A 7375-nucleotide genomic window follows, 5' to 3' on the forward strand; every position below is an offset into this window, starting at 1 on the left:
AATATGGCGAAGTAGCGAGGTCTTGCCCGTCTGTCGGGCACCTGTAAGGATAATAGCCGGAAAAGACTCGCTTAATTTTCGAACTCGACTAGAGATCTCTCGTTCTATCCACATCTTGACAATTTAAAAGTTCAACCTGGGATTTATCAAGGTTGAACTAAAGAAATACGCTGACTTAAAAACTGCTTTAAACAGCGATTGAGCCGAGAAGTGTGTATATCCAGAGAGCTACTTGGCAAAGAGTCGATAGAGATTGTGCGTCCTCGACGTTAGGGTGCATGAATAAATTGTTGACAAATCTGTAATCATATTGGAAACTGTCCAAGTATGTGGATTAATAGAGAAATTTCTAGTGTTTTGCCGGAATTGCACGCGAGTAAGCCGGTTTTGTTGATAACTGGGGCGAGGCAGACTGGGAAAACTAGTCTTTGCCAAGAAATATTTCCCCAGCATTCTTATGTTTCTCTCGATCTTCCGCGCATAGCTGAAGAAGCCGATGAGTCTGGGGAGGCGTTTTTGGCTAACTATGGCGAGCCTTTGATAATTGATGAGGTTCAGTATGCCCCTAAGCTTTTTCGTTATTTAAAACATGCCGTCGATACTAAGCGAAACGCAAATGGCAGATACATTCTAACCGGTTCGCAGAAGTTTAGCTTAATGTCTCAGGTTAGTGAAAGTCTTGCTGGAAGAGTATCTATAGTTGAGCTTCATACTCTGTCGCTTTCGGAGCTTGAGCGCTCGAGCAATAAAAGGATTGAAGGATCTCAATTGCAGCAAAGCATGTTTTTAGGGGGCTTTCCGGGTTTGCACGCAAGTGACCTCAAACCACATAGGTTTTTTGGCGATTACGTTGCAACGTACTTAGAGAGAGATGTTCGTCAGGCAATACGAGTGCAAAATCTTCGCGATTTTGATCGCTTTATGCGAATGGTGGCGATACGTACGGGTCAGCTTCTTTCGATGAATTCGCTCGCAGCGGATCTTGGTGTGAGTCCAAGTACGATAAAGAGTTGGTTATCGGTTCTTGAGGCTTCGCAGATAATATGTTTGCTTGAGCCGTACTACAACAATCCTGGCAAAAGAATCGTAAAGACCCCGAAGCTGTATTTTCTGGATACCGGACTTGCCTGTTTTCTAGCAGGGCTAAGATCGGACGAGGATCTCCGCTCCAGTGCTCTGCTAGGCCCAATGTTTGAAACTCTCGTACTGGGGCAAATAATTCGTTGGCACACTAACCGTGGGCTGAGGCCACAAGTGTATTTTTACCGAGATCACTATGGCCTCGAAGTTGATTTTGTGCTGCCCGTAGGCGAAAAGCTAAAGTTATACGAGTGTAAGTGGGCGGAAACCCCGAACAAGGTAACTAAAGCGTTTAGCGAGATGACAAAAATATTTGGCGAGGAAAACATTTTGACTAAAAGCATTATTACCCCAGTGCGGGGAAGTCGAAGAGCCCAAGATGGTATCATAATAGAAGATTGCGTCGATTTGCTAAGTCTAGCCACATAAACGCTCTTGCAAAAGAGCCCACGAGGTAATGGGGAACCTGAGCTGCTTTAAGTGAGCTTATCAAGTCTCTTAGGGTTAAGATGGGCTCGTTTAAGGGTGACTTCTCAGACATCGTTAGGAAACTTGGCGTCTGCAATTTGGCGAAATACTGTTTCTGCAATTTCCCGGCCATGAAGTCGCTCGGCATAGCGAAGGTATAACTCTTTTTTGCTAATGTCGGGGTCTTCAGCGCGTATAGCCGCAATGGCAAGCTCAGCAAGGCACGACATTAAGGAAAGTAGTTTTTCGAGGCGTTCGCTGGGCGAGAGCGCGCGGGCAAACTCATGCATCTTGTTTAACGCATCGGGTGAGGTATCAAGAGGTAACGGTTGCATGGATCCCCTAACAGCAGTGTTAAAGCGGAAGTTGAGCAAATATAGCTAAGCTTAACGCGTGGTAAGCGGGGATGGCAAATTTATTGTTTGGACCTAACTTTTTTGGGTGGAGCTCAAAGATATATTTGACACATAACAAGTGGGCACATATAATGTGTAATATGAGCCATTAAAGGTTATAACGACATGAAAAATATTACGTTGTCGCTCGATAATAAGTTATTAGTCGCGGGCCGAGAGTATGCTAAGAGCCGGGGAATGTCGCTAAATGCACTTATTAGAAAATTGCTGGCACAGACGGTTGAAAGCCCCAATGATGATTGGATGCTTGAATGTTTTGAGTTAATGGATCGGCAGATGGTAAGTTCAAAAGGAAAAAAATGGCGCAGGGAAGATCTTTACGATGTCTAAGATATTTGTCGATACGAATATCCTCGTCTATGCCCTAGATAATCAAGATAAAAAGAAAAAGCGAAAAAGTCGCGCGTTACTTCTTGAGTTGCGCTCGAGCGGTTTAATGGTGATTTCAACTCAAGTGATGCAAGAGTTTTTTGTGGTGGCAACCACTAAGTTGGGGCTTGAGCCTCTCATGGCGAAGGACATTCTGCGAACGCTTGAAAATAGCGAAGTAGTTACGGTCGACATTGATATCATAAGGGACGCAATAGATTGCAGTGTTCTAAACAAAATATCGTTTTGGGATGCGTTAATCGTAGCAAGTGCGGCGGCGGCAAAGTGTGCGGTATTGTGGTCCGAGGATCTAAATCACGGCCAGCTACTTCAGGGCGTCAGAGTTAAGAACCCTTTTGTAGAAGTAACGCCGTAAACGAAAAAAGCTTAAAAATTAGCTACGGAATAAGATCCTTCGCCGCTTGCTTCGTGTCTCGAACGATTTCTTGAACGGTCTCTTCTGCTTCATTGGTGGCGCTAGCTATCTCGCTTTTTATCTCCTCAGTGCCTTTTTCGGCCTTGGCTTTAACGTCTTCGCCTAACTGGCTAGCCATAGAAGCGGTTTGTTCTGCGACAGCTTCAATCTTGGTCATTTCCTCGGAAAGAAACTCCTTTTTTGGCGGAGCATCCTCAAAGGTCGAATAGCCAAACTCACTCTCCTTGGGCTTATCGTCGTTACAAGCTACGGCAAATAGAAGAGCCGCGAGGAGATAAGCTGTTATGTGCCAAGATTCGCGTCGTAGCATCACTCCACCGTTACACTTTTTGCGAGATTTCGGGGTTGGTCGACGTCGGTGCCGTGGTAGACGGCTACGTGGTAGGCTAGCAGTTGCAAGGGAATGGTAAGCACCACGGGGAGCATGTGCGTGGGGATGTCGCCTAAGGTGATGGTTTCCCAGGCAAGCTCTTTAATTTCGGGGGCGATGTGATCCGCTACGGCAATTATGCGAGCGCCGCGGGATTCGACTTCCATGAGGTTGGACATGGTTTTTTCGTAGTTGCTCCCGTCTTTTCCCATTATGACTACTACGGGGGTTTCTTCGTCGACGAGCGCAATGGGGCCGTGCTTCATTTCACCCGCGGGATAGCCCTCGGCATGGAGGTAAGAGATTTCTTTCATCTTTAAGGCACCTTCTAGGGCGATTGGATAAAGGAGGCCACGACCGAGAAACAGAAAATTGCGGTTTCGTCCGTATTTTCGCGCTATTTTCTCTATAGAGCGATCGAATTCCAAAGCTTTTTTTACCAGTGCTGGCAAGTGAACTAAATCCTGAATTCTCGACTTTATTTCTTCCGCACTTAAAGTCCCGCGGGCTTTCGCCATGCGCAAACTGAGCATGTAGGCAGCGGTTAGCTGCGTAACAAATGCTTTTGTAGACGCGACGCTAATTTCTGGGCCCGCATGGGTGTAAAAAACGTTATCCGCTTCCCGCGCTATCGTTGAACCCTGGACGTTGCAAATTGCTAGAGTTTTTGCTCCGGCCTTCTTAGCTACGCGTAGCGCCCCTAAAGTGTCGGCAGTCTCTCCAGACTGGCTAATGACGATAAAAAGTGTCGAACTGTCAATTGGAGCAGTCCGATAGCGAAACTCGGACGCATAATCTACATCGACGTAAACTCTTGCCATCTGTTCTAAATAGAAACGAGCTACCAAAGCTACGTGCAATGCAGTGCCGCAGGCAGAAATGGTGATGCGCTGAATTCGCTTAAAATCTTCATCGCTAAGCGTTACCCCGTCGAGAAAAATATCGCCTGTTTCTTGATCTATCCGCCCGCGAAAAGTGTCTGTAATGACTTGGGGCTGCTCGTGAATTTCCTTTAACATAAAGTGGCGATAGCCCCCTTTTTCCGCCGTTATGGGATCCCAAGTTATTACTATAGGCGCTCTTTCTACGATTTCACCATTTGCTAAAATCGAAAGCCCATTGGGGTTAATCGTAGCAAGTTCGCCATCCTCTATTACTACTATTTTGTTGGTATGCTCGAGAATAGCCGTAATGTCAGAAGCTACGAAGTGCTCCCCATTTTTGCTTAGGCCAACAACCACTGGTGTGGCATTGCGGGCAACGACGATGGAGTCGGGCTCAGTCGTAGATATCACTACCAAGGCATAGCTACCAACTAGTTCCTTGGTAGCGCGGCTAACAGCTTCAGTTAAGTCTTTGGAGCTTTGCAAATAATAGTTAATGAGATGCGCTGCTATTTCAGTGTCAGTCTCGGAGCGGAATGTGCAGCCCTCGTCCTGCAGGCGTTTCTTTAGCGATAAATAGTTTTCAATTATACCGTTATGCACCACGCAAACATTGCCAGCCACATGTGGATGAGCATTTACTTCGGAAGGACGACCGTGAGTGGCCCAGCGGGTATGGCCAATGCCAATGCGAAAACCTTGGCTACACTCGCCACAACACTTGCCGTGCTCATATTTAGTTGCCAATAAGTTCTTTAGATTTTCGAGCTTTCCCTGGGCGCGAAATACCTCAAGCTCGTCCTTGTAAATGGTAGCTACCCCCGCTGAATCATAACCGCGATATTCGAGTTTTTCTAAACCTTTAACTATTACCGAGACTGGATCTTTTGGACCCAAATACCCTACTATGCCACACATTTAGTCATTACTCCCTTTAGTTTTACGACTCGCTCCTATACGCTTTTGCTTGGCCCATTCGTCAATGTTTTTTTGCGTCGATCGCTCTATTGCTAAAGCATTTGCTGGCACATCTTCCGTAATTACCGACCCAGCGCCTACAATTGCACCCGCGCCAATATTTACAGGGGCAACTAAGCTTGCATTGCTCCCGATAAAAGCCCCGTTTGCTATAGTAGTCTTATGCTTGGCAAAACCATCGTAGTTACACGTAATAGTGCCTGCTCCAACGTTTACTTCTTCGCCTACCTCGGCATCTCCCAAATATGTGAGATGGTTTACTTTAGCATCTCTTTGAATGTGCACTTTTTTGGTTTCGACAAAATTGCCTATTCTGACGTCAGCTTCGAGCACGGAGTCCGGTCTAAGGCGAGCAAATGGGCCAATTTGACAGCCATTGCCGATGTTTGCAGCTTCTATGTGCGAAGCGTGTTTTATGTGGACATTATCTCCAATAGAAGAATTTATTATGGTACTGTGTTCATCAATTGAAACTCCGCAGCCGATTTCGCAAGTCCCTTTTAGCGAAACTCCAGCGCCGATGTAGCTATCCAAGCCTAGTTTTACACCTTCATCTATATACGCTGCATCTGGATCTTGAAAACTAACTCCCGCAAGCATATGAGCGCGATTAATTTCGGCTCGTCTGATTTTTTCGAGCATAGAAAGCTCCTCGCGGCTGTTAGCACCAGCTACCTCATGTTGGAACTGCGTAGTTATTCCTTCTACTTTACTGCCATTATTTAATCCTACCTCGACGATGTCGGTTAAATAAATTTCCTTCTGAGCATTATCGCTACCTAGTTTATCGAGCATGGATTTAAAGAAGACCGTCTTCCCAGCATAGATAGAAGTATTTACCTCAGTTATTTTTTGTTCCTCGCTATCACAGTCTAGCTCCTCTACTATTTTCTTAATGCTTCCATCCTTATTTCTAACTATGCGCCCTAAACCATGCGGATTAGTGGGTTTCGTTGTGAGGATTAGGAGGTCTGGCGCAGAAGCGGCACAAGCAGCAGTGACTAGTGGCTCTAGTGTAGAAGTCTTAATCAAGGGCGAATCCCCAGGAACAATTAAAAGCTTAGAAATATTTTCATCTAGCTCTGGAAACGCCATTTGCACAGCGTGGCCAGTTCCTAGCTGCTCGTCCTGTATCGCAGTTTTGAACTCTATGTTCTTAAAATCTGGGCGCGATCGCCAAGAATTTAGTTCATTGAGAACTAGTTCCTTTGAATGCCCAATTACCAGGACTATTCTCTTAGGATTAAGGCCAGAAGCCGCTCTAATAACCCGCTCTATCAAGGTTTGACCACATAAACGATGCAAAACCTTAGGAAGCTTAGACTTCATGCGCTTCCCTTGGCCGGCAGCTAGAACAATTATTTGCAAATCCCGTCGTGCACAATCCATAGGTTAACTATCTAAAAACGCTCAAAAATATTTTCCTTTTACAAAAAATCAAGCACTTGAGTGTGTGATTCGGGGACGGTAGTTTTCCGCTAGCCCCTTATAATCTGTTTTTCCCTGTTAATTTAACTAAAGAGCTCGTCGATAAGATATTAAGTTCCTTAAAAATTTTTTCAAGAGCATGCTAAAAAATAGAGTACAAAATGTTGCGAGGCGAGAGTTTGACCAAAAACTAGATCGCCTTGAGGCAAGCATCAACGAGTTGAGAGTGCTATACGAGCAATATTTTGTAGATATCATTCCACTTCCGGCGGCAAAGTATCAGAAAGACATAAAAAAAACCATTAGGCACTTATTAAAAGCTCCATTTAAAAATTCTGCCAATCGCTTTCGCCTTAGGCAAGTAATTCAGAAATATCAGACATATGCAACTTATTGGGAGCGCGTCTGCAAGCAAAAGGAGGAGGGAACTTACGTAAAAGATAAATTTAAAATGTGCATGCGGGAGCGCTTTGCGGAGGAGGATAAACTAGCCGCAACCAAAAAGGGAGCGGCCGAGAAGCAAATTCGCCAGCTTTTTACCTGCTACGAAAACGCTCTGGCGAAGGTCGGTCAAAACTCTAAAAATGTCGATTACGAGGCCTTTAAAAAGACGCTTATTGACAAGGCTAAGCAACTAAAAGCCCAGCACGGAGCCACTAAATTGCAATACAAAATTGTCATGCGCGACGGCAAAGTAATCATAAAAGCCTCAGCCGGAGCCGCAACAGCTAAAAAGGCTGGTGCTAAGTAGTCATAATTCTCACGATAGTGTATAAGCTCCTTTTTTGTGGTTCTTTAATAAAACACCATATATAGTTGCTTAGAAGTAAGTAAAAGGCTCGTTTCTTTTTCCATGCCGTAGGGCGGCGCGGGAAAAGAGATATGAGGAAGTTTTGAAGGTTTTTGGCATTTGTTTTGGCTCAATGCGATTTGAGCGCAGATGCCT

At 45.2% G+C, this 7375-nt stretch carries 8 protein-coding genes; 4 read left to right on the forward strand and 4 right to left on the reverse strand.

Going from position 1 to position 7375, the window contains the following annotated elements; all coding sequences use genetic code 11:
- The first annotated feature begins 327 nt into the window (after positions 1 to 327).
- Positions 328 to 1509 carry an ATP-binding protein gene (locus IT291_09800; GenBank protein MCC6221519.1) on the forward strand — a complete coding sequence of 394 codons (1182 nt, stop codon included), beginning with the start codon at positions 328 to 330 and terminating at the stop codon, positions 1507 to 1509.
- Between the two features lie 104 nt (positions 1510 to 1613).
- Here the strand turns inward: IT291_09800 and IT291_09805 are convergent, their stop codons facing one another.
- Positions 1614 to 1883 carry a hypothetical protein gene (locus tag IT291_09805; GenBank protein ID MCC6221520.1) on the reverse strand — a complete coding sequence of 90 codons (270 nt, stop codon included), beginning with the start codon at positions 1881 to 1883 and terminating at the stop codon, positions 1614 to 1616.
- A 186-nt stretch (positions 1884 to 2069) separates the two neighbouring features.
- On the opposite strand from IT291_09805, the gene IT291_09810 reads away from it, so the two are divergent.
- The gene (locus tag IT291_09810) at positions 2070 to 2294 is read left to right on the forward strand and encodes a hypothetical protein (protein ID MCC6221521.1); all 225 of its coding nucleotides are present in this window, start codon (positions 2070 to 2072) and stop codon (positions 2292 to 2294) included.
- On the forward strand, positions 2287 to 2709 hold the full coding sequence (locus IT291_09815) for a PIN domain-containing protein (GenBank protein ID MCC6221522.1): 423 nt from the start codon (positions 2287 to 2289) through the stop codon (positions 2707 to 2709). Before IT291_09810 ends, IT291_09815 begins: the two co-directional genes overlap by 8 nt.
- 22 nt (positions 2710 to 2731) lie before the next feature.
- On the opposite strand, the gene IT291_09820 is transcribed toward IT291_09815, so the two are convergent.
- Genes IT291_09820 through glmU form a run of 3 tightly spaced genes read right to left on the reverse strand, consistent with a single transcriptional unit; the run spans position 2732 to position 6390 of the window.
- On the reverse strand, positions 2732 to 3079 hold the full coding sequence (locus tag IT291_09820) for a hypothetical protein (GenBank protein MCC6221523.1): 348 nt from the start codon (positions 3077 to 3079) through the stop codon (positions 2732 to 2734).
- The gene (glmS, locus tag IT291_09825; protein MCC6221524.1) at positions 3079 to 4941 is read right to left on the reverse strand and encodes a glutamine--fructose-6-phosphate transaminase (isomerizing); all 1863 of its coding nucleotides are present in this window, start codon (positions 4939 to 4941) and stop codon (positions 3079 to 3081) included. Before glmS ends, IT291_09820 begins: the two co-directional genes overlap by 1 nt.
- Positions 4942 to 6390: a bifunctional UDP-N-acetylglucosamine diphosphorylase/glucosamine-1-phosphate N-acetyltransferase GlmU gene (gene glmU / locus IT291_09830; GenBank protein ID MCC6221525.1), complete on the reverse strand. Its 1449-nt coding sequence runs from the start codon at positions 6388 to 6390 to the stop codon at positions 4942 to 4944.
- A 178-nt stretch (positions 6391 to 6568) separates the two neighbouring features.
- Between glmU and IT291_09835 the strand changes: the two genes are divergently transcribed.
- On the forward strand, positions 6569 to 7180 hold the full coding sequence (locus IT291_09835) for a hypothetical protein (GenBank protein MCC6221526.1): 612 nt from the start codon (positions 6569 to 6571) through the stop codon (positions 7178 to 7180).
- Positions 7181 to 7375: the final 195 nt, after the last annotated feature.

It is taken from the genome of Deltaproteobacteria bacterium, from assembly GCA_020845775.1.
Taxonomy (GTDB): domain Bacteria; phylum Bdellovibrionota_C; class UBA2361; order SZUA-149; family JADLFC01; genus JADLFC01.

Excerpts from the sequence above, each read along its gene's own strand:
- glmS (MCC6221524.1), bottom strand. The coding sequence starts at position 4,941 with ATGTGTGGCATAGTAGGGTATTTGGGTCCAAAAGATCCAGTCTCGGTA.
- IT291_09820 (MCC6221523.1), bottom strand. The coding sequence starts at position 3,079 with ATGCTACGACGCGAATCTTGGCACATAACAGCTTATCTCCTCGCGGCT.
- IT291_09800 (MCC6221519.1), top strand. The coding sequence starts at position 328 with ATGTGGATTAATAGAGAAATTTCTAGTGTTTTGCCGGAATTGCACGCG.
- IT291_09815 (MCC6221522.1), top strand. The coding sequence starts at position 2,287 with ATGTCTAAGATATTTGTCGATACGAATATCCTCGTCTATGCCCTAGAT.
- glmU (MCC6221525.1), bottom strand. The coding sequence starts at position 6,390 with ATGGATTGTGCACGACGGGATTTGCAAATAATTGTTCTAGCTGCCGGC.
- IT291_09810 (MCC6221521.1), top strand. The coding sequence starts at position 2,070 with ATGAAAAATATTACGTTGTCGCTCGATAATAAGTTATTAGTCGCGGGC.
- IT291_09805 (MCC6221520.1), bottom strand. The coding sequence starts at position 1,883 with ATGCAACCGTTACCTCTTGATACCTCACCCGATGCGTTAAACAAGATG.
- IT291_09835 (MCC6221526.1), top strand. The coding sequence starts at position 6,569 with ATGCTAAAAAATAGAGTACAAAATGTTGCGAGGCGAGAGTTTGACCAA.